The sequence below is a fragment of the Xanthomonas hyacinthi genome (assembly GCF_009769165.1).
GTDB classification, from domain to species: Bacteria; Pseudomonadota; Gammaproteobacteria; order Xanthomonadales; family Xanthomonadaceae; genus Xanthomonas_A; species Xanthomonas_A hyacinthi.
Genome location: NZ_CP043476.1, coordinates 381,784 through 399,883, shown reverse-complemented (window position 1 = coordinate 399,883; position 18,100 = coordinate 381,784). Strand labels below are relative to the sequence as shown.

Annotated in this window: 14 protein-coding genes and 2 pseudogenes; 8 read left to right on the top strand and 8 right to left on the bottom strand. The window is 66.1% G+C overall.

Annotated elements, in window-relative coordinates:
* Nucleotides 1-29: 29 nt before the first annotated feature.
* The 3 genes and pseudogenes from FZ025_RS22160 to FZ025_RS01895 form a co-directional block, all read right to left on the bottom strand.
* A pseudogene (locus tag FZ025_RS22160) lies at nucleotides 30-95 on the bottom strand (hypothetical protein); the annotation flags it as partial.
* 444 nt (nucleotides 96-539) lie between these two features.
* Nucleotides 540-3,434 (bottom strand): TonB-dependent receptor domain-containing protein, encoded by a 2,895-nt coding sequence (locus FZ025_RS01900; protein WP_046978797.1) that lies wholly within the window; start codon nucleotides 3,432-3,434, stop codon nucleotides 540-542.
* Between the two features lie 160 nt (nucleotides 3,435-3,594).
* The gene (locus tag FZ025_RS01895; RefSeq protein ID WP_386269919.1) at nucleotides 3,595-5,631 is read right to left on the bottom strand and encodes an alpha/beta hydrolase family protein; all 2,037 of its coding nucleotides are present in this window, start codon (nucleotides 5,629-5,631) and stop codon (nucleotides 3,595-3,597) included.
* Nucleotides 5,632-6,111: 480 nt separating this feature from the next.
* Between FZ025_RS01895 and apbC the strand changes: the two genes are divergently transcribed.
* From apbC to FZ025_RS01880, 3 genes are all read left to right on the top strand, one after another.
* Entirely contained in the window at nucleotides 6,112-6,963 is an 852-nt protein-coding gene (apbC, locus tag FZ025_RS01890) for an iron-sulfur cluster carrier protein ApbC (protein ID WP_046978798.1), read from the top strand.
* A 128-nt stretch (nucleotides 6,964-7,091) separates the two neighbouring features.
* A complete protein-coding gene (dcd, locus tag FZ025_RS01885) occupies nucleotides 7,092-7,658 on the top strand; it encodes a dCTP deaminase (protein ID WP_046978799.1) in 567 nt (188 codons plus the stop codon).
* Nucleotides 7,659-7,763: 105 nt separating this feature from the next.
* Nucleotides 7,764-8,216, top strand: a complete 453-nt coding sequence (locus tag FZ025_RS01880) for an RDD family protein (RefSeq protein ID WP_244292440.1) — start codon at nucleotides 7,764-7,766, stop codon at nucleotides 8,214-8,216.
* Between the two features lie 56 nt (nucleotides 8,217-8,272).
* Here FZ025_RS01880 and FZ025_RS01875 read toward each other — a convergent pair whose 3' ends face one another.
* The 4 genes and pseudogenes from FZ025_RS01875 to FZ025_RS01860 all read right to left on the bottom strand — a co-directional run.
* Nucleotides 8,273-8,440 (bottom strand): LiaI-LiaF-like domain-containing protein, encoded by a 168-nt coding sequence (locus FZ025_RS01875; protein ID WP_003467495.1) that lies wholly within the window; start codon nucleotides 8,438-8,440, stop codon nucleotides 8,273-8,275.
* A gap of 28 nt (nucleotides 8,441-8,468) precedes the next feature.
* The gene (locus FZ025_RS01870) at nucleotides 8,469-8,876 is read right to left on the bottom strand and encodes an HIT family protein (protein ID WP_046978800.1); all 408 of its coding nucleotides are present in this window, start codon (nucleotides 8,874-8,876) and stop codon (nucleotides 8,469-8,471) included.
* Between the two features lie 9 nt (nucleotides 8,877-8,885).
* The gene (locus tag FZ025_RS01865; RefSeq protein WP_046978801.1) at nucleotides 8,886-9,548 is read right to left on the bottom strand and encodes a dienelactone hydrolase family protein; all 663 of its coding nucleotides are present in this window, start codon (nucleotides 9,546-9,548) and stop codon (nucleotides 8,886-8,888) included.
* Nucleotides 9,549-9,608: 60 nt separating this feature from the next.
* Nucleotides 9,609-9,803, bottom strand: a pseudogene (locus FZ025_RS01860) (IS5/IS1182 family transposase); the annotation flags it as partial.
* Between the two features lie 165 nt (nucleotides 9,804-9,968).
* Here FZ025_RS01860 and FZ025_RS01855 point away from each other — a divergent pair.
* Genes FZ025_RS01855 through FZ025_RS01840 form a run of 4 tightly spaced genes read left to right on the top strand, consistent with a single transcriptional unit; the run spans nucleotide 9,969 to nucleotide 14,730 of the window.
* A complete protein-coding gene (locus FZ025_RS01855; RefSeq protein ID WP_046978802.1) occupies nucleotides 9,969-10,253 on the top strand; it encodes a YfhL family 4Fe-4S dicluster ferredoxin in 285 nt (94 codons plus the stop codon).
* Nucleotides 10,250-11,992 (top strand): gamma-glutamyltransferase, encoded by a 1,743-nt coding sequence (gene ggt / locus FZ025_RS01850; protein ID WP_046978803.1) that lies wholly within the window; start codon nucleotides 10,250-10,252, stop codon nucleotides 11,990-11,992. The genes FZ025_RS01855 and ggt overlap by 4 nt, the downstream gene beginning before the upstream one ends.
* A gap of 45 nt (nucleotides 11,993-12,037) precedes the next feature.
* Nucleotides 12,038-12,946 (top strand): MBL fold metallo-hydrolase, encoded by a 909-nt coding sequence (locus tag FZ025_RS01845; protein WP_046978804.1) that lies wholly within the window; start codon nucleotides 12,038-12,040, stop codon nucleotides 12,944-12,946.
* Nucleotides 12,947-12,999: 53 nt separating this feature from the next.
* On the top strand, nucleotides 13,000-14,730 hold the full coding sequence (locus FZ025_RS01840; protein WP_046978805.1) for a glycoside hydrolase family 9 protein: 1,731 nt from the start codon (nucleotides 13,000-13,002) through the stop codon (nucleotides 14,728-14,730).
* 19 nt (nucleotides 14,731-14,749) lie between these two features.
* Here the strand turns inward: FZ025_RS01840 and upp are convergent, their stop codons facing one another.
* A complete protein-coding gene (upp, locus tag FZ025_RS01835; protein ID WP_046978806.1) occupies nucleotides 14,750-15,382 on the bottom strand; it encodes a uracil phosphoribosyltransferase in 633 nt (210 codons plus the stop codon).
* A gap of 159 nt (nucleotides 15,383-15,541) precedes the next feature.
* On the opposite strand from upp, the gene FZ025_RS01830 reads away from it, so the two are divergent.
* The gene (locus FZ025_RS01830) at nucleotides 15,542-18,064 is read left to right on the top strand and encodes a TonB-dependent receptor (RefSeq protein WP_046978817.1); all 2,523 of its coding nucleotides are present in this window, start codon (nucleotides 15,542-15,544) and stop codon (nucleotides 18,062-18,064) included.
* The last annotated feature ends 36 nt before the right edge of the window (nucleotides 18,065-18,100 follow it).

Below are 18,100 nucleotides of genomic sequence, written 5' to 3'. Positions count from 1 at the left end.
GAGGCCGCGGCCACGACCGTGAAGCCACGCTCGATCGCCCGCTTCACCGCCGCGGCCCGGAACTCATCCGTGTACCGCCTGCGCAAGCTGCTCATAAACACCTCGGCCATGGCCATGAATTATGGCTCCCGGATGTCTACTACGAAAGGCTGGCCGGTCCATACCATGCAGTGCCGGGAAACCTGATACGCCTTGTGGCTTGCGTCTGGCGGTCTGCCGTCTATGGCGGCAGACCCGCAAACGTCGCAGCCAGCGTAATCGGCTTCAATGGTCGCGCTACGGACGCCTTGCCGACCTCTACATACCACGACCCGGAAATGCACATCCGCATCCTGAGGATCGCTTCGCGTCACATACCCGAGGCAGGAGCCGGATGCGGTAGTTCCGCACGTACGGATCTGTGCCGGGGCCGGCAGGGAACTGCCGGCCCTACCGCGCCCAGGCTTACGCGAGAACGGAATGTTGGAGCGTTGCATTCTGAAGCTCGAACAAAAGGGGGCGGCCATTGGTCGCCCCTCGTTCATTGTCCTGACTCCAGCTTAGAACTTGTACTGCACCCGGGCAAAGACAGTACGTCCATACCAGTCGTACTGCGAAGCATATAGCGGCGTATTGCCGTAGCGCGTGCCGACGCCAGTCGAAATCAGATCCGGTTCCTTGTCGAACAGATTGCGCACGCCGACCATGATGCCCCAGTCGCCTTGTTCATAGGTAACGGACGCATTGTGTAGAACCTGCCAGCCGGCTTTGATGTCGCGCGTCGCACCGGCATATCCCTGGTAGGTGAAGGCGCGGTCCAGGTCACGGTTTTCGGTCGAGCTGACATAGCTTGCCTGATAGCTGAACGTCCAGTCGCCACGCTTCAGATCCGCGGACATGAGGCCAACGGTTTTCGGTCGACCGATGTAGCCCACCTGATCGTCGGTCGTCAGCCCGCTCTCGGACGATGTGTCGAAAAGCCGGATTATATCCTCGATCGTGTAAGTGACCTGAGCTTCCAGCGACAGCTTGCCGAACGAGAAGTCGCTGTCGTAATTCAGCTGCAGGTCGTAGCCCCGAGAGCGCTCACGATTGATGTTGATGTACTTGTTGTAGACGGTGGTTATCGCATTGGGTGCGGATGGGTCGCTTGAGCTATTGCGAATAAACTGGTCGCAAAACGTATTTGGATAGACAGCTGAGCCATAGCAGCCGTTAATGATGTCGTACTCATCGAGTTGGGCGATTTCGCCACGGATGTCGTAGTCGAAGTAGTCGAGTGCGACACTCAGGTTTGCGAACTCCGGCGTCCACACCATGCCCAGCGTCTTGGCCTTGGAGGTTTCGGGTTGCAAGGCGCCCTTGCCGCCCTGGGAATAGACCGTCGCCGTTGCGCCGGTGCCCGCGTAGTCTGCCGGGATGCCCGCTGCCCCGCAGTTTGCCTGGAGGAAGCTGTTGCTGCTTTCGCCCCAGAGGATGCAAGGATCGATTGCTGTCTGCTGTCGGTAGCCGGTTTGGTCGCCGAGATAGAGCTCGTACAGGCCCGGCGCGCGATACGAGGTGCCAATGCTGCCACGCAGGCGCAGGGACGGGACGATCTGCCAGTTCAGGCCGGCCTTCCATACCTTGTCCGAATCTGCCACGGAGTTGTACTTGAAAGCGCGGCCGGAGAGGTTGACCGACAGCGACTCGATGCCCGGCTTTCCCTTGATGAGTGGGATGTCGAATTCGGCGAAAGCCTCGCGGACATTGTCGGTGCCCTTGGTCGACTGGGCGGAGCTGTAGCCCCAGATGTCGCCGGACTTGGTCAGTTCATCGGGTTCGTCGTCGATCTTGGAATGACGGTATTCGACGCCGAATGCTGCGCCGACCTCACCCGCAGGAAGCGCGAACAGGTTCCCGGTAATGACGGCGTTGACGATCGCCTGGTCATAGATGGTGTTGCCCTTGGTGGTGACGCCAACGGCATTCTCCAGTTCACTCATGCGCTCGCCGCTGAGGTAACCGGGATCGAAATAGTTCACCGGCGCGTCGCTATCGACATAGGCGAGGTCGCCGGTGCGGGACGTCTGGATGTCGTTGTGCTCGTAGTCGCCGTCGGAGCGGGAGTAGCTCGCATTGACCTCCCAGCTCCAACTGTCGCTCCACTTGAATGCGCCGTCGAACTTGGTGCTGCCATAAAAGTAGTCGACGGTGATCTTCTGATCATCCCGGTAGGGCATGATCGGCTGGTAGTAGTTGCCATCGGTTTCGTTGTAGACGACCGGGAAGAACTGCCGGTAGCCATGCGTCTCCGTCTCACGGCGGTTGTACAGCCACTGTGTCTTCCAATTGAAGCTATCGAAGCCGAAGTCGCTGGCACCGTACAAGCTGATGCGCTCGCGCTGGTTGATGACTTGCGCAGTGTTGTAGAACGGGAAATTCAACACATCCTCGTAATAGGCCTGTGAAGAGTTCGCATAGGTTCTACTGGGGCGGGGACGCGGCTTGTATCCGGGGAAGGGGCCCACGGTGCTGCCATCCGACGACGGCACATAGCGTATGGCTGAATTGAAATAATTAAGGATTGTGTTGGCGTAAAGGTTGCCCGAGGAGCATCCACCCAACTTGGTATTGCCGATGATCGAGCGATCTTCCCGATCGATGCGCTGGCCATCGGTGCCCCACACCCGGTCTTCGGCGCAACTCAGGAAGTCACGGTCGCCGTAAGTGAGGGCGTTCAGCCGATCCCATTGGACGGCTCCTACGATGCTGCCGTTGCTGAAGTCTTTGCCGGCAGCGAACGACGCCGAGAATTGTTCGCCTCCGCCATGCTGCGGCACGCTCATGGTGTAGTCCATGATCGGCTTGTCGATGCTCTTGCGGGTGATCAGGTTGACCGCCCCGGCTATCGCATCGGAGCCATAGATCGAGGAAGCCCCGTCCTTGACGATCTCGATGCGTTGCAGGATGACCTTGGGAATGACGTTCAGGTCGAACGCGCCCACCTGGCCGCGGGTGCCTGCCGGGCCGGGACGCTGGCCATCGAGCAGGATCAGCGTACGGTTGGCGCCGAGGCCACGCAGCGAGACGGTCTGCACGCCCGTGCCGCCTTCGACGACGAAACCGCCGAACTGGTTGTTGATCTGCGTCGAACTTGCAGCGGCGGCCGAAGTCTGCAGGAAGTCGGCCACGTCGAACTTGCCTGCGGAGATGCTCTTGTCGATGGAGATCACCTGCACCGGTGAAGTGGTTTCGTATTCAGGGCGCTTCAGCAGCGAACCGGTCACGGAAACCGCGTCGAGGTCCCTGGTCTTGCCAGCGTCCGCCTTGGAGGAGGTGGTCGCCTGCTTGTCGGACTCGGCGCTGCCGCTCGCTAGACTATCCTGGGCAAACGCCGGGGCGGCTTGCAGCGCAGCGATCACAGCGATCGCCAAGGGCAGACGCCGCAGCCCGCGGGGGGTGGACTTGGTCATTGCGTTCTCTCTCCAAAGTCAATAGAAATGAAGCATTTGTTACAACTTGGTTAAGCGAATGTACCTCTGTCACGTCGCTGATGCAATATCCGCTGAACAGGAAAACACCCTCTGTCATACGGATGCGACATTTCCGCTGTAAGGCGCTTGTCGAACGCGTTCAGAGGCCGCCCGGACCGCAGTCATTCTTGAGGAAGTCCTCGATCAGGCCGAGCGTCTGCCTTTGCTGACGCGGGTACCAGGGCAAGCTGTGCGGCTGGTCGGGAATCAGGAAAAACTTCGCCGGGACGACGTCCTTGACGGCGTCGTAGAAGCCCTTGGCGTGGAACGAGGGCGTTCGCACGTCCCTGTCCCCGACGAACAGCAATACCGGTATCGTGGCATCGGCGGTGTTCTGCATCGGGTCCATGCCCTTCAGCGTCTTTCCCTGCAGGATGCGTTGCAGGCGGTTGTCGCTCCAGGAGGTGCTCAGCTTGCCCAGATTGGTGACTGGAGCGCCCGCGATGGCGCATTGGTAGGGCGAGGGCTTGCGCACGGTTGCCGCCGCCGCCGCAAATCCGCCGTACGAATACCCGAAGATCGCGATCCGGCCTTTGTCCGCATAGCCTTCGGAAACCAGCAAAGCGGCGCCATCGTCGTTGTCGTCGGACATTTTCTGTCCCCATTCGCGGTCGCCAGCGATCCACAGGTCACGCCCGAGACCTTGGGATCCGCGGTATTGAGGTCGCAGAACTGCATAGCCGCGCGACGTCAGCAGTGGAACCCAGCCGGAAACATCCCAGCCCATGTAATCGCGTGCCCAAGGGCCGCCGTGCGGATTGATGATCGCCGGGCCGGGCGCATCGCCCTGTTTCCAGCCAGCGGGGAGATCCAGAATCGCGGGGATCTTGCGGCCGTCGCGTGCGGTATAAGTGATCCAGCGCTCTTCCCCGGCTAGGCCCCCCTTGCCGATCCACGGCCTGGAACTGCCTAGAGGCGTTACGCTTTTTCTGTCGACGAGGATGTGATAGCTAGGCGGCTGGTCGGCGCTCTGCACGGTGAAAAACACTTTGGAGAAATCATCCGTGTAGGTCCCGATCGAGATATTCTGCCCCGGGAAGGCTTTTTTCAGGCCATCCTGTATGGACCTCAGCGTCGGATCCACATAGATGGACTGGCGATAGGGGCCGTCTACGGTGAAGCCGACAACTTTGTTGAAGTTGTTCGGTTGTGTGCCGAAGATGAGGCCGCTGATGGAAAAGTTCTGGTCGGCCACCACGGGGTCGGAATCATATTTGCGCTGTATTGGATCGTACAGGCGTACCTGGGCTTTGTCGGAGAACTGATCGGTCAAGATGTAGTACTTTCCGGTCGCGTCGTCTATGCCTGCGACATCCACCACGTTGCGGGCCGAGACCTTGGTGGTCAACGGCGCATGGATATCGAATTGCCCTGATTTTGGGTTGAGCAGCAAAACCTGCTGTTCGTAATCGCTGCCTGCCTCTTCAATCTGTTGCTTGGCCAGGACCTTGCCGGTGCGATGGTCGAACAGAGACGGTACTGCGCGGGAGTCGCCGCGGAAAAGCAGCTCGGTCTGTCCGGTCTTGAGGTTGTACAGGTAATAGCTGGACGAAAGGCTGATTTCGCTCAACTGCCGGATAACCACTCTCTCCGGATCCAGCGGGAGCATATCGACAAGGGATGCCGTGCCGCTCAGCTCCAGGCACAGTTGGGTGTCGGTGCTGATGCCGATTTTTCGGGCATTGTCCGCAAACGCTTCCTTGAAATCCTTCTGGTCATCGCTGGTCAAATAGGTCTTGGAGACGAAAGTGCGAGTTGAACCTGTGGAATTGCCCTCTCCACAACCACCAAGACGTCCTGTCCATTCCTGTCGCGCTACGGTCAGGATCTTGTCTGCCTTCAGGGCATAAGCGGAGATGAATTTCATCTTGTCGCCGGATGGCGTGACGATGGTCGGCCCTTTGGATAGCGCGGAGGTATCCCAGGTGGCCAAAGCCGTTTCATCCGGGTTCTGCGGAGACGGAACAAGTCCCACGATATGCTTGCCGTCGGGACTCATCGTCACTGACTGGAGCGCTGGCAGGCGAGCCAGATCCTCGATCGGGATGGGTTGCATGGCTTGGGCAGCCGTGCTTGCCAGCAACATCGCAACGCCTGCGGCGACGCTCAGATGGCGCGCCGAATGAACTCTTGTCATGCAAAATCTCCCAAATGAGAAATAGCGGGCAATTGCGCTCGTGCACAAAATGAACAGGATGTGAATATAGCAGAACTTGGTGTTCACGCACTCGAGCCTGCACGCAGGACAGGCGGGGGATCATCCGCGGGCGGATCGTGCGACGGGGAATGCGATGTTGTGGCGAGCGTTGAGACGCCCGGGGGGAGGCCCCGGATTTACTTCGCTAAGCGCTGCGACAAGGCATGGCCGCAGACACGACAACACGAGCAGGCCATGGGTGGATGGTCGATCATGCCGTCGTCTGCCGGCCACTGAACTCTCCGGTGGAACGGCTATCGCCTTTCCATTTGCCGCTCAGTGGCCAGTGGCCGGTGGCGCCCTTGTATAGTCATGTTGCACGCTGATGGCGCGCTGCCTGCGTCCCCTGCGCCCATCTGTGGTGTAGTTTTCGCTGGCGCGGTGCCTAGACACCCGCCGATTCCTGTTTACGAGTTCCCGATGACCGACCGCCCCCGCATTCCCGCCCACGCCGTCCAGCCCAATCTCGCGCCGTTGCCGCGGATCCGCAATGTCATCGCCATCGGCTCCGGCAAGGGCGGGGTGGGCAAGTCCACCACCGCGGTGAACCTGGCGCTGGCGCTGCAGCGCCAGGGCGCGCGGGTCGGCGTGCTGGACGCCGATGTCTATGGTCCCAGCGTGCCGGCCATGCTCGGCCTGAGCGGACGCCCGGACAGCCCCGACAACAAGTCGATCGAGCCGATGCGCGCGTTCGGCATCGAGGCGATGTCGATCGGGCTGCTGGTGGACCAGGACACGCCGATGATCTGGCGCGGGCCGATGGCGACCTCGGCGCTGACCCAGCTGTTCACCGATACGCTGTGGGACGACCTGGACTACCTGTTGATCGACCTGCCGCCGGGCACCGGCGACATCCAGCTGACCCTGGCGCAGAAGATCCCGGTGGCCGGCGCGGTGATCGTGACCACGCCGCAGGACATCGCCACGCTGGATGCGAAGAAGGCGCTGAAGATGTTCGAGAAGGTCGGGGTGCCGGTGCTGGGCATCGTCGAGAACATGGCGCTGCATACCTGTTCGCAGTGCGGCCATGTCGAGCACCTGTTCGGCGAGGGCGGCGGCCAGCGCATGGCGCAGCAGTACGGCGTGCCGCTGCTGGGGTCGCTGCCGCTGGCGATCGCGATCCGCGAGCAGGGCGACGCCGGCACCCCGATCGTGGCCGCGGCCCCGGATTCGGCCGCCGCGCAGGCCTATCTGGCCACCGCGCAGCGCCTGACCGAGGCGCTGCGCAAGCGGCCGCGCGCGTCGATCCCGATTACCGCCTCGCTGCGCTGAGCGCCGCCGCGGCCGCCGCGAACGCGCCGCGACCGGCTAGAATCGCCGGTCACTGCGGCGCGCTTCGGCGTCGGCTGCGCTCCCGGCAGGCAGGTTCCGATCTGCCGCCACAGGCATCAGGAAGACGTATGAGCATCAAGAGCGACCGCTGGATCCGCCGCATGTCCGAACAGCACGGCATGATCGCGCCCTACGAGCCGGGCCAGGTGAAGCAGGTCAACGGCGAGCGCATCGTCAGCTACGGCACCTCCAGCTACGGCTACGACGTGCGCTGCTCGCGCGAGTTCAAGGTGTTCACCAACATCAACTCGACCATCGTCGATCCCAAGCATTTCGACAGCGGCAGCTTCGTCGACATCGAGTCGGACGTGTGCATCATCCCGCCCAACAGCTTCGCCCTGGCGCGCACCGTGGAGTATTTCCGCATTCCGCGCAGCACCCTGGTGGTGTGCCTGGGCAAGAGTACCTATGCGCGCTGCGGCATCATCGTCAACGTGACCCCGCTGGAGCCGGAATGGGAAGGCCACGTGACCCTGGAATTCAGCAACACCACGCCGTTGCCGGCGCGCATCTACGCCAACGAAGGCGTGGCGCAGATGCTGTTCTTCGAGTCCGACGAGATGTGCGAGACCAGCTACAAGGACCGCGGCGGCAAGTATCAGGGCCAGACCGGCGTGACCCTGCCCAGAACCTGAGTTTTTTCCACTGCACAAGGAGCGTGCAATGAACGATCCCAATCCCTGCCAGGCGCCCGAAGCGCCGCTGCCGGCGGCGCCGCTCTGGCGCTGGACGGTGCCGAGGTGCTGGCCGGCCGCGGCGAGCGCCGCGGTGCGGCGCTGATCGACGGCGTGATCGCGCTGGCGACCTTTCTGCTGCTGGTCGCGGTCACCGGCTATTTCGGCAAGGTCATGGACGCGGCGCGCGGCGGCGAAGCGATGTCGTTGCTGGCCACGGCCGGCTATGTGGCGCTGGCGTTCGTGATGTTCGTGGTGGTGCAGGGCTATCCGCTGGCCAAGACCGGGCAGACCTGGGGCAAGAAGCTGCTGTGGATCCGCATCGTCGATCTGCACGGCGCGCAGCCGCCGCTGTGTCGGCTGATCGCGCTGCGCTACCTGCCGACCCAGCTGCTGTCGATGGTGCCGGTGGTGGGCAGCCTCTACGTCCTCATCGATGCGTTGTTCATTTTCCGCCAGGACACGCGCTGCCTGCACGGCATCATCGCCGGCACCCAGGTGGTCAACATCCGCCGCTGATGCATCCGGCCGCCGCCGCGCGCCGGCGGCCGGCAGGGACGCGCGCCGCGCCGCGACTACTTGCCGCGGCCGAACAGCATGCCCACGCCGACCGCGACCAGGATCGCCGGCCACCAGGTGGCGATCAGCCGGCCCAGGCTGAGATTGGTCCAGCCCAGGTTGTTGGCCAGGAATACCAGGCCGATCACGATCAGCACGATGGCGGCGATCACATTGGATTTCATGGAGGCGCGGCTTCCGTCAAAAGGGCGCCTATCGTAGCCGTTGCCGCCACGCCGCAACACGGGTCTGCAGGACATCGGCGTCCAGCCGCTGCGGCGTACCACTGCCCCACACCGGCCCGGGCCAGGCCGCATCGCCTGCGTGGCGCCCGAGCACATGCACGTGCAGTTGCCGCACGATATTGCCCAGCGCGCCGAGGTTGAGTTTCTGCACCCCGGGCTCGCCGCGCAGCAGCTGCGAGAGCTGATTGATCTCGGCCAGCAGCAGGCGCTGCTGGGCGCCGTCCAGGTCGATCCATTCGCTGGCGGCGGCCACGCGCGGCACCAGCAGCAGCCACGGGAAGCGCGCGTCGTCCATCAGCCGGACCTGCGACAGCGGGCCGTCGGCGACGAACGCGCTGTCGGCCTGCAGCCGCGGATCGAGTGCGAAATCGCCCATCGGTGCGGCTCAGCGCAGGTGTTCGGCGAGGAAGGCAAGGCTGCGTTCGCGCGCGCTGTCGGCGCTGTCGGCATCGTAGTGGTTCGGGTCGACATGGCGGTCGAAGCCATGCCCGGCCGGATACACGTAGGTCTGCATCTGCGGCAGCTTCTCGCGATGCTGCTGCACCGCGTCCGGCGGAATGCTGCTGTCCTGCGCGCCGAAGTGGAACAGCACCGGCGCCTTCGGGGTCTCGTCGAGGAACTGGGTGTTGCGCCCGCCGTAGTAGCTCACCGAGGGCAGGCCCAGCCGCAGCGCGGCCAGCAGCGCGACGCTGCCGCCCCAGCAGTAGCCGACGGTGCCGACCTTGCCGGTCGGTGCCAGCGCCAGCGCCGCGGCCTGCACGATGTCCAGCGCCTTGTCGAAGCCGAGCGCGCCGACCAGTTCCAGGCCCTTGTGCACGCCGTCCTGGTCGTAGTTCAGCTGCGCGTCCTTCTGCACCGGATCGAACAGGCCTGGAGCCAGCACTTCGTAGCCCTGCGCGGCGTAGTAGTCGGCGACCTCGCGGATGTAGGCGGTGACGCCGAAGATCTCCTGGATGAGCACCAGGCCGCCGCGCGGGGCGCCTTGCGGCAGGGCGTGCCAGGCCGAGACCTGGCCGTGCGCGGTATCGAGGGTAGTCCAGTGGCCCATGGTGCGTTCCTGTGGCGGGGGAGGGATGCATCGATTATCCACGCTGGCGGCTGGGGCGTGTCATCGATTAAGCAGGATGGCAGAGGCGATCCAGTGGATCGCGCCGAGGACGTTGCAGGCGGTCGTGTGGTATCGGGTGGCAATGGCCCGGTCCGGCGTGAGCTTGGCGACGAAGTTCTCGGCCAGGTGCCGATCCTTGCACCGCGCCCGGTCGTAGTGGCGCTGTCCTTCGCGTATTGGATGAGAGGGGATTATGTGCCGGGTAGCGCAGGTGTCGATGCGGCAAGCCGCGGTGGCCAACGGCGGCGCTGGCGGTGTCCACACCAGGGCGACGCTGCGTTCCGCACGCTCGCCGCGCCCTTCGCGGGGGCGCGCTGCCCGATCCGGTAAGATGCCCAGGTCAGTGCCGAATCCAGCGAAATGTCCCTCAAGATCAACGAGCTCTGCGTCAACTGCGACGTCTGCGAGCCGGCCTGCCCGAACCAGGCCATCGCGATGGGCGAGACGATCTACGTGATCGACCCGGCCCGCTGTACCGAATGCGTCGGCCATTTCGACGAGCCGCAATGCGTGGTGGTGTGTCCGGTCGAATGCATCGACCCGGATCCGGCCATCCCGGAGAGCCACGCGCAACTGCTGGCCAAGCTGCTGCAGCTGCAGCGCGATCATCCCGAGTCGTACCCACAGGAGCCCCCCGCCGCATGAGAACGCTCGCCCGCCGTGTCCTGCTGCTCGCCCTGCTGCTGACGCCGACCGCGTGGGCCGAGGCGCCGACCGCCAGCGTCGCCACGCATCCGCCCGGCGCCGCCGTCGCCAGCGGCCATCGCCTGGCCACCGATGCCGGCCTGCAGATCCTGCGCGAGGGCGGCAACGCGTTCGACGCGGCGGTGGCGGTGTCCTCGACGCTGGCGGTGGTCGAGCCGATCAGCTCCGGCCTGGGCGGCGGCGGCTTCTTCCTGCTGCACGACGCCAAGACCGGCAAGGAGGTGATGCTGGACGCGCGCGAATACGCGCCGGAATCGGCGACCGCCGACAAGTTCCTGGACGCCAAGGGCGCGCTGGACCGCGACCGCTCGGTCAACGGCCCGTGGTCGGCCGGCATTCCCGGCCTGCCGGCGGCGCTGGTGGAGCTGGCGACCAGGCACGGCCGGCTGCCGCTGCAGCAGTCGCTGGCGCCGGCGATCCGCATCGCCCGCGACGGCTTCCCGGTGTACCGGCGCATGGCCGAGGGCTACCAGTTGCGGCGCGAGGTGATGGAGCGCTATCCCGGGACCCGCGAGGTCTATCTGCGCAACGGCAAGCCGATCGCCGAAGGCGACCTGTTCAAGCAGCCGGAACTGGCCGACACCTTGCAGTTGCTGGGCGCCAAGGGCTTCGACGGCTTCTACCGCGGCGCCACCGCCAAGAAGCTGCTGGCCGGGGTCAAGCAGGCCGGCGGCCACTGGACCGCCGAGGAGCTGGCCGGCTACACGGTCAAGCAGCGCACGCCGATCCAGTTCGCGTACAAGGGCTGGACCATCACCACCGCGCCGCCGCCGTCCTCCGGCGGCATCGCCCTGGCCAGCATGCTGCAGATCCTGGAAGGCTACGATCTGAAGGCGATGGACCCGGTGCACCGCACCCACCTGGTGGTGGAGGCGATGCGCCGCGCCTACCGCGACCGCACCTTCTTCCTGGGCGATCCGGACTTCACCGCGGTGCCGCAGCGGGTGCTGCTGAGCAAGGACTATGCGGTGGGGTTGCGCTCGACCATCAACCCGGAGAAAGCCACGCCCAGCGACCTGCTGTCGGGCCAGCCGACCCCGCTGGAAGACGACGAGACCACCCACTTCTCGATCATCGACGGCGAGGGCAACCGCGTCGGCGCGACCCAGACCGTGAACCTGCTGTTCGGCTCCGGGCTGATCCCCAAGGGCACCGGGGTGCTGCTCAACGACGAGATGGACGACTTCGCGCTCAAGCCCGGCACGCCCAACGCGTTCGGGGTGATGGGTTACGCCGCCAATGCGCCCAAGCCGGGCAAGCGCCCGCTCAGCTCGATGTCGCCGACCTTCATGGAGAACGCCGACAAGGCGATCGTGCTCGGCACCCCGGGCGGCAGCCGCATCATCACCATGGTCCTGCTCGGCATCCTCGGCTACGACGACGGCCTTGGCGCGCAGCAGGTCGCCGCGCTACCGCGCTACCACCACCAGTGGCTGCCGGACGTGATCGAGACCGAGACCGGCACCTTCGACGCGGCCACCGTGCAAGGCCTGCAGGCGATGGGCCATGCGCTCAAGCTGCCCGGCGACAGCGCCGCGGGCGGGCGCGGTTCCAGCTACGTGTGGGGCAACCTGCAGACGGTGGAGTGGGACAAGCGCAACAACGTGCTCAGCGGCGGCAGCGACCCGCGCAACGAGGTCGGCAAGGCCGAAGTGCAGCTGGCGTCGCCGGCGCCGTAAGTCGCGGCGTCGCTGTCCCCGGTCCCGAGTCCCGAGTCCCGAAAAATGCAACTCTGGTCGATCCAAGGAAACTCCCAGAAGCTCGACGGCGGCGCGATGTTCGGCAACGCGCCCAAGGCGATGTGGCAGCAGTGGGCCGCGCCGGATGACGGCAACCGCATCGCGCTGGCCTGTCGCGCGCTGCTGGCGCGTCCGCTGGCCGGCAAGACGGTGCTGTTCGAGACCGGCATCGGCGCGTTCTTCGCGCCGGCGCTGCGTGAGCGCTACGGGGTGCAGGAACAGCGCCACGTGTTGCTGGATTCGCTGCAGGCGGCCGGCGTCGCGCATACCGACATCGACGTGGTGGTGCTGAGCCATCTGCACTTCGACCATGCCGGCGGGCTGCTGGCGCCATGGCGCGAGGGCGCCGCGCCGGAACTGCTGTTCCCGAACGCGCGCTTTCTGGTCGGCGCGGCGCACTGGCAGCGCGCACTGCAGCCGCATCCGCGCGACCGCGCCAGCTTCATTCCCGAGTTGCCCGGCCTGCTCGAGGCCAGCGGCCGCCTGGAACTGGTCGACGGCGACTACTCGCGCACGCTGGGCGAGGCGGTGCGCTTCCATTTCAGCGACGGGCATACCCCGGGGCTGATGCTGGCCGAGATCGTCGGCACGCCGCAGGCCGATGGACAGGCGCACGGCGGCGTCGCCTTCTGCGCCGACCTGATCCCCGGCCGCTGCTGGGTGCATGTGCCGATCACGATGGGCTACGACCGCAACGCCGAACTGCTGATCGACGAGAAGCGCGCGTTCCTGGAAGACGCGCTGGCGCGCAACGTGCATCTGTTCTTCACCCACGACCCGGATTGCGCGCTGGCGCAGCTGGCGCGCGATGGCAAGGGCCGTTTCGTCACCACCCATGAGCTGCCGGCATTGCAGGCGCGCGCGCTGGCCGGCGGCATTCCGGCTGGCGGCTGAAAGCCCGCCGCGCGGCGCTTGCAGCCGTCATCGCGGCCGGCCAGTATCGGCGCATGAACCTGCCTACCGCCTTGCGTTGCCTGCTGCTCGCCTGCCTGGTCGTCGGTGGCTGCGCCTCGCGTTCCGAGGATGCCGCCATGTCGCCGATCCGGCTCAACCAGGTCGGCTACCTGCCGGCCGCCAGCAAGCTCGCGGTGGTGCCCGATGGCCACGGCGAGGCGTTCGCGGTCGAGCGCGCCGACTCGGGCAAGGTGGTGTTGCGCGGCACGCTGGGCGCCGCGGCGACCTGGGCGCCAGCGCAGCAGACGGTGCGCATCGCCGACTTCTCCGCGTTGCGCGAGGCGGGCCGCTATCGCCTGCGCGTGGACGGGCTGCCGGCGTCGGACAGCTTCGCCATCGCCGCCGATGCCTACGATGGCGTGACGCGCGCAGCGCTGAAGGCCTACTACTTCAACCGCGCCAGCACCGCGCTGCCCGGCGAGTACGCCGGTCGCCACGCGCGCGCGGAAGGGCATCCGGACACCCACGTGCTGATCCACGCCTCGGCGGCCTCGCCCGGGCGCCCGACCGGCACTGCGATCTCCGCGCCGAAGGGCTGGTACGACGCCGGCGACTACAACAAGTACGTGGTCAATTCCGGCATCACCGTGTACACCTTGCTGGCCGCCTACGAGCAGTTCCCGGCCTATTTCGCCGCGCACAAGGAAGGCATCCCGGACAGCGGCGGCGGCGTGCCGGACATCCTGCGCGAGGTCGACTGGAACCTGCAGTGGCTGCTGGCGATGCAGGATCCGGGCGACGGCGGCGTCTACCACAAGCTGACCAATCTGGACTTCGGCGGCATGCAGATGCCCGACCAGGCGCGCGCGCCGCGCTACGTGGTGCAGAAGAGCACCGCGGCCACACTCGACTTCGCCGCGGTGATGGCCCAGGCCAGCCGCATCTACGCCCCGTTCGACGATCGCTTCGACGGCGTGTCCAGGCGCATGCTGCAGGCCTCGCGCCGCGCCTGGGCCTGGGCGCAGGCGCATCCGGACGCGGTCTACCGGCAGCCGGCGGACGTGCACACCGGCGGCTACGACGACGACAGGCTCGACGACGAGTTCGCCTGGGCGGCGACCGAGCTGTACCTGGCCACCGGCGAGGACGCGTTCTACGACGCGGCGATGGCGCGCAATGTGCCGGCGAGCGTGCCAAGCTGGGGCTCGGTGGGTGGGCTGGCGTGGATGTCGCTGGCGCAGCACCGCGCGCGGCTGACCGCGCATGCGGACCAGGCGCGCATCGCGCGCGAGATCGACGGCGTGGCCGCGCACCTGCTGCGCGCCTGGCAGGATTCGGCGTGGAAGGTGGCGATGACCCCGGCCGACTTCCACTGGGGCAGCAACAGCACCGCGCTGAACCAGGCGATGCTGCTGCTGCAGGCCTACCAGCTGCAGCGCAAGCCGGAGTACCTGCAGGCCGCGCAGTCGCAGCTGGACTACGTGCTCGGGCGCAATCCGCTGGGCATGTCGTTCGTGACCGGTATCGGCGCGCGTTCGCCGCTGCACATCCACCATCGCATCTCCATCGCCGACGGCGTCGCCCTGCCGGTGCCGGGCCTGCTGGTCGGCGGCCCGCAGCCGGGCCAGCAGGATGCCGGGGCGTGCAAGCACGTCTATGCCTCGTCGCTGCCGGCGCTGTCCTACCTGGACCAGGAGTGCAGCTACGCCAGCAACGAAGTGGCGATCAACTGGAACGCGCCGCTGGTGTACGTGAGCGCAGCGCTGCAGAACCTGCAGCGCTGAGGTCGCGCCGACCTGCGGCTCAGGCGACGCGGGTACCGAAGATGCGGTCGCCGGCGTCGCCGAGGCCGGGCAGGATGTAGCCCTTGTCGTTGAGGTGGTCGTCGATCGCGGCGGTGTACACCTCCACGTCCGGATGCGCCGCTTCCAGCGCGCGCAGCCCTTCCGGCGCGGCGACCAGGAAGATGCCCTTGATCCGCCGCGCGCCGGCGCGCTTGAGCATGTCCACGGTGGCGATCAGGGTGCCGCCGGTGGCCAGCATCGGGTCCAGGATCAGCGCGTCGCGTTCCTCCAGGCGGCCGGTGAGACGCTCAAAGTAGGGCACCGGCTGCAGCGTCTCCTCGTCGCGCTGCAGGCCGACCACGCTGACCCGCGCCGCCGGGATCAGTGCCAGCACGCCGGGCAGCATGCCCAGCCCCGCGCGCAGGATCGGCACCAGGGTGATCTTGGCCCCGGCGATGCGCTGCACCTGGGTGGGGCCGGCCCAGCCGTCCATCGTATGCGTCTCCGTCTCCAGGTCGGCGGTGGCTTCGTAGCCGAGCAGGGTGCCCAGTTCGGTGACCAGTTCGCGGAAGCCCTTGGTGCTCAGCGCGGCGTCGCGCAGCAGGCCGATCTTGTGCTGTACCAGGGGATGGCGGACTTCGACGATCTTCATGGGCGCACTCGCAACGGGGGATGCGCACAGTGTGCCGCAGCCGGCGCGGCTGCGACCAGCCGCCGGGCCGGCGCCGTGGTGTCACCAGCACGCAACCTGTCGAAAATATGTTGTTTCCCAATTCTTAACGTTAGATGGGGATCCGCGTCCGTGCATACCGTGCCTAGCAAGACTCCGCTGTTCGTGGCGATCGCTTTCGGCCTGAGCGCGGCCTGTGCCGCTGGCGGCGCACAGGCCGCGGGCGATCCCGCCGCTGCGGCGACCGACCTGGACCGGGTCGAGGTCCGCCCGCAACTCGAGGCGCAGGCCCGCGCGGTGGACCTCAAGCGCAGTTCCGATGCGATCCTGGACGCGGTCTCGGCCGACGAGGTCGGCGACTATCCGGACCAGAACGTGGCCGAATCGCTGCAACGCCTGCCGGGGGTCAGCGTCACCCGCGACCAGGGCGAGGGCCGCTTCGTGGTGGTGCGCGGGCTGGACGCCGCGCTCAACAGCGTCAGCATCGACGGTATCGCCATCGGTACCCCGGAGAGCGACAACCGCGCCGCACCGATGGACGTGATCCCGTCCGAATCCACCGAGCGGCTGAAGGTGGTCAAGTCGCCGACCCCGGACATGCCGGGCGATGCGATCGGCGGCGCAATCCTGGTGGAGTCGGCCTCGGCGTTCGACCGCGACGGCCGCAGCATCCGCGCCAAGCTCGAGGCCAACCACCAGCAGCTCAGCGACAAGACCAGCCCCAAGGCCTCGTTCAACTACAGCGACCTGTTCGCCGACGCCACGTTCGGCGTTGCGCTGGGCCTGAACTATCAGGACCGCGAGTTCCAGTCCGACAACAGCGAAGGCGACTACGACGCGATCGACAACGGCGACCTGGTCATGGTCGAGCAGCAGCGCCGCAAATACCACATCGAGCGCAAGCGCATCGGCGCCAACCTCAACCTGGACTGGCATCCGGACCAGGGCAACCGCTACTACCTGCGCACGCTGTTCAGCAGCTTCAAGGACGCCGAGACCCGGCAGAACACGGTGATCGCCTTCGACGCCGACGACATCCAGGCCAACGGCGACGGCAGCTATTCGGCGCCGGTGGACAAGCTGTCCAAGCGGGTGCGCTACCGCACCAAGCAGCAGGACACGCTGGCGGCGAGCGTCGGCGGCGAGAACACGCTGAGCGGCGCGGTGCTGGACTACCAGGCCGGCTATACCAAGACCCGCGAGCGGGTGAACGACGAGAAGGAGGCGCGCTTCAAGTACGACGGCGACGATCTCGACGCGACCATCGACCAGAACCGCCGCCTGCCGGCCATCGGCCTGTCCGGCGACGACTGGGTGTCCAACGGCAATTACGCGTTCGACAAGTTCGTGCTTTCGCCCGGGCGCACCGACGACGACGAATACAGCGCCAGGATCAACGTGCGCTTCGACGCCGACAACGCCAGCTACAAGTTCGGTTTGCTCGGGCGCTGGCGCGACCGCGACGTCGACAAGAACGAGCGCGAACTGTCCGAGGGGCCCGACATCGACCTGGCCGACTGGACCGTGGCGCCGCCCGAACACCGGCACAACAGCCTGGGCGAGGCGCTGAGTTCGGCGGCGCTGCGCCATTACTGGGCGCGCAACGGCAGCCAGTACAGCGCCGACGACGGCGATCTCGGCAGCAATGCGGTCAGTGCGCTGGCGGAGGACTATGCCGCCAAGGAAGACGTACTCGCCGCCTATGCGATGGGCAGCTGGGACATCGGCGCGCTGCGCGTGATCGCCGGCGTGCGCGTGGAGAACACCCGGTTCAAGGCCAGCGGCTACCAGGTCGACGTCGCCGACGACGGCGAGTCGTTCGCGGCCAGTGCGCTGCAGGCCAGCAGCAGCTACACCAATGTGCTGCCGGGCCTGCACCTGCGCTGGAATGGCGACGACTGGTCGCTGCGCGCGGCGCTGAACAAGACCGTGTCGCGGCCCGGCTTCGGCCAGGTCGCGCCGCACGCGACAGTCAACAACGACGACGAGGAAGTGGAACTGGGCAATCCGAACCTGGATCCCTACGAGTCGACCAACCTCGACCTGTCGTTCGAGCGCTACCTGGGCAAGACCGGCATCGTCTCGCTGGGCCTGTTCCACAAGTCGATCGACGGCTACATCGTGGACACGGTGATCGACAACGACCCGGCCTACGCCGGCTACGACGTCGGCATGGCGATCAACGGCAAGCGCGCCAAGGTCTATGGCGCCGAGTTCAACTGGCAGCAGCCGTTCGCGTTCCTGCCGGAAGGCTGGAACGGCCTGCTCGGCGGGGTCAGCGGCACCTGGCTGCATACCGAATTCGACCCGGGCCTGGAGGATCGCCAGGGCGAGGACTTCACCCTGCCGCGCGCCTCCAAGAACGTCTATACCGCCTTCCTCGGCTACGAAAAGGACGGTTTCTCCACCCGGCTCTCGGCGGTGTACCGCAGCGCCTACCTCGACGAACTGGGCAAGGCCCGCGACTACGATATCTTCGTGGCGCCCAACACCCAGCTCGACTTCAGTCTCGACTACCAGGTGACCGACACCGTGCAGCTGTACTTCGACGCCTCCAACCTGCTCGACAAGCCGCTGGAACGCTACCAGGGCACGCGCGCGCACACCCAGCAATACGAGGAATACGGCCGCAGCTTCGCGGTCGGCGTGCGGGTGAAGCTGTGACGCGGGCGGATTCGGCGCTGCGGCTGGGGGCGCTGG

Coding starts and splice junctions, on each gene's coding strand:
- FZ025_RS01900 (WP_046978797.1), bottom strand. CDS start 3,434: ATGACCAAGTCCACCCCCCGCGGGCTGCGGCGTCTGCCCTTGGCGATC.
- FZ025_RS01895 (WP_386269919.1), bottom strand. CDS start 5,631: ATGACAAGAGTTCATTCGGCGCGCCATCTGAGCGTCGCCGCAGGCGTT.
- apbC (WP_046978798.1), top strand. CDS start 6,112: ATGACCGACCGCCCCCGCATTCCCGCCCACGCCGTCCAGCCCAATCTC.
- dcd (WP_046978799.1), top strand. CDS start 7,092: ATGAGCATCAAGAGCGACCGCTGGATCCGCCGCATGTCCGAACAGCAC.
- FZ025_RS01875 (WP_003467495.1), bottom strand. CDS start 8,440: ATGAAATCCAATGTGATCGCCGCCATCGTGCTGATCGTGATCGGCCTG.
- FZ025_RS01870 (WP_046978800.1), bottom strand. CDS start 8,876: ATGGGCGATTTCGCACTCGATCCGCGGCTGCAGGCCGACAGCGCGTTC.
- FZ025_RS01865 (WP_046978801.1), bottom strand. CDS start 9,548: ATGGGCCACTGGACTACCCTCGATACCGCGCACGGCCAGGTCTCGGCC.
- FZ025_RS01855 (WP_046978802.1), top strand. CDS start 9,969: ATGTCCCTCAAGATCAACGAGCTCTGCGTCAACTGCGACGTCTGCGAG.
- ggt (WP_046978803.1), top strand. CDS start 10,250: ATGAGAACGCTCGCCCGCCGTGTCCTGCTGCTCGCCCTGCTGCTGACG.
- FZ025_RS01845 (WP_046978804.1), top strand. CDS start 12,038: ATGCAACTCTGGTCGATCCAAGGAAACTCCCAGAAGCTCGACGGCGGC.
- FZ025_RS01840 (WP_046978805.1), top strand. CDS start 13,000: ATGAACCTGCCTACCGCCTTGCGTTGCCTGCTGCTCGCCTGCCTGGTC.
- upp (WP_046978806.1), bottom strand. CDS start 15,382: ATGAAGATCGTCGAAGTCCGCCATCCCCTGGTACAGCACAAGATCGGC.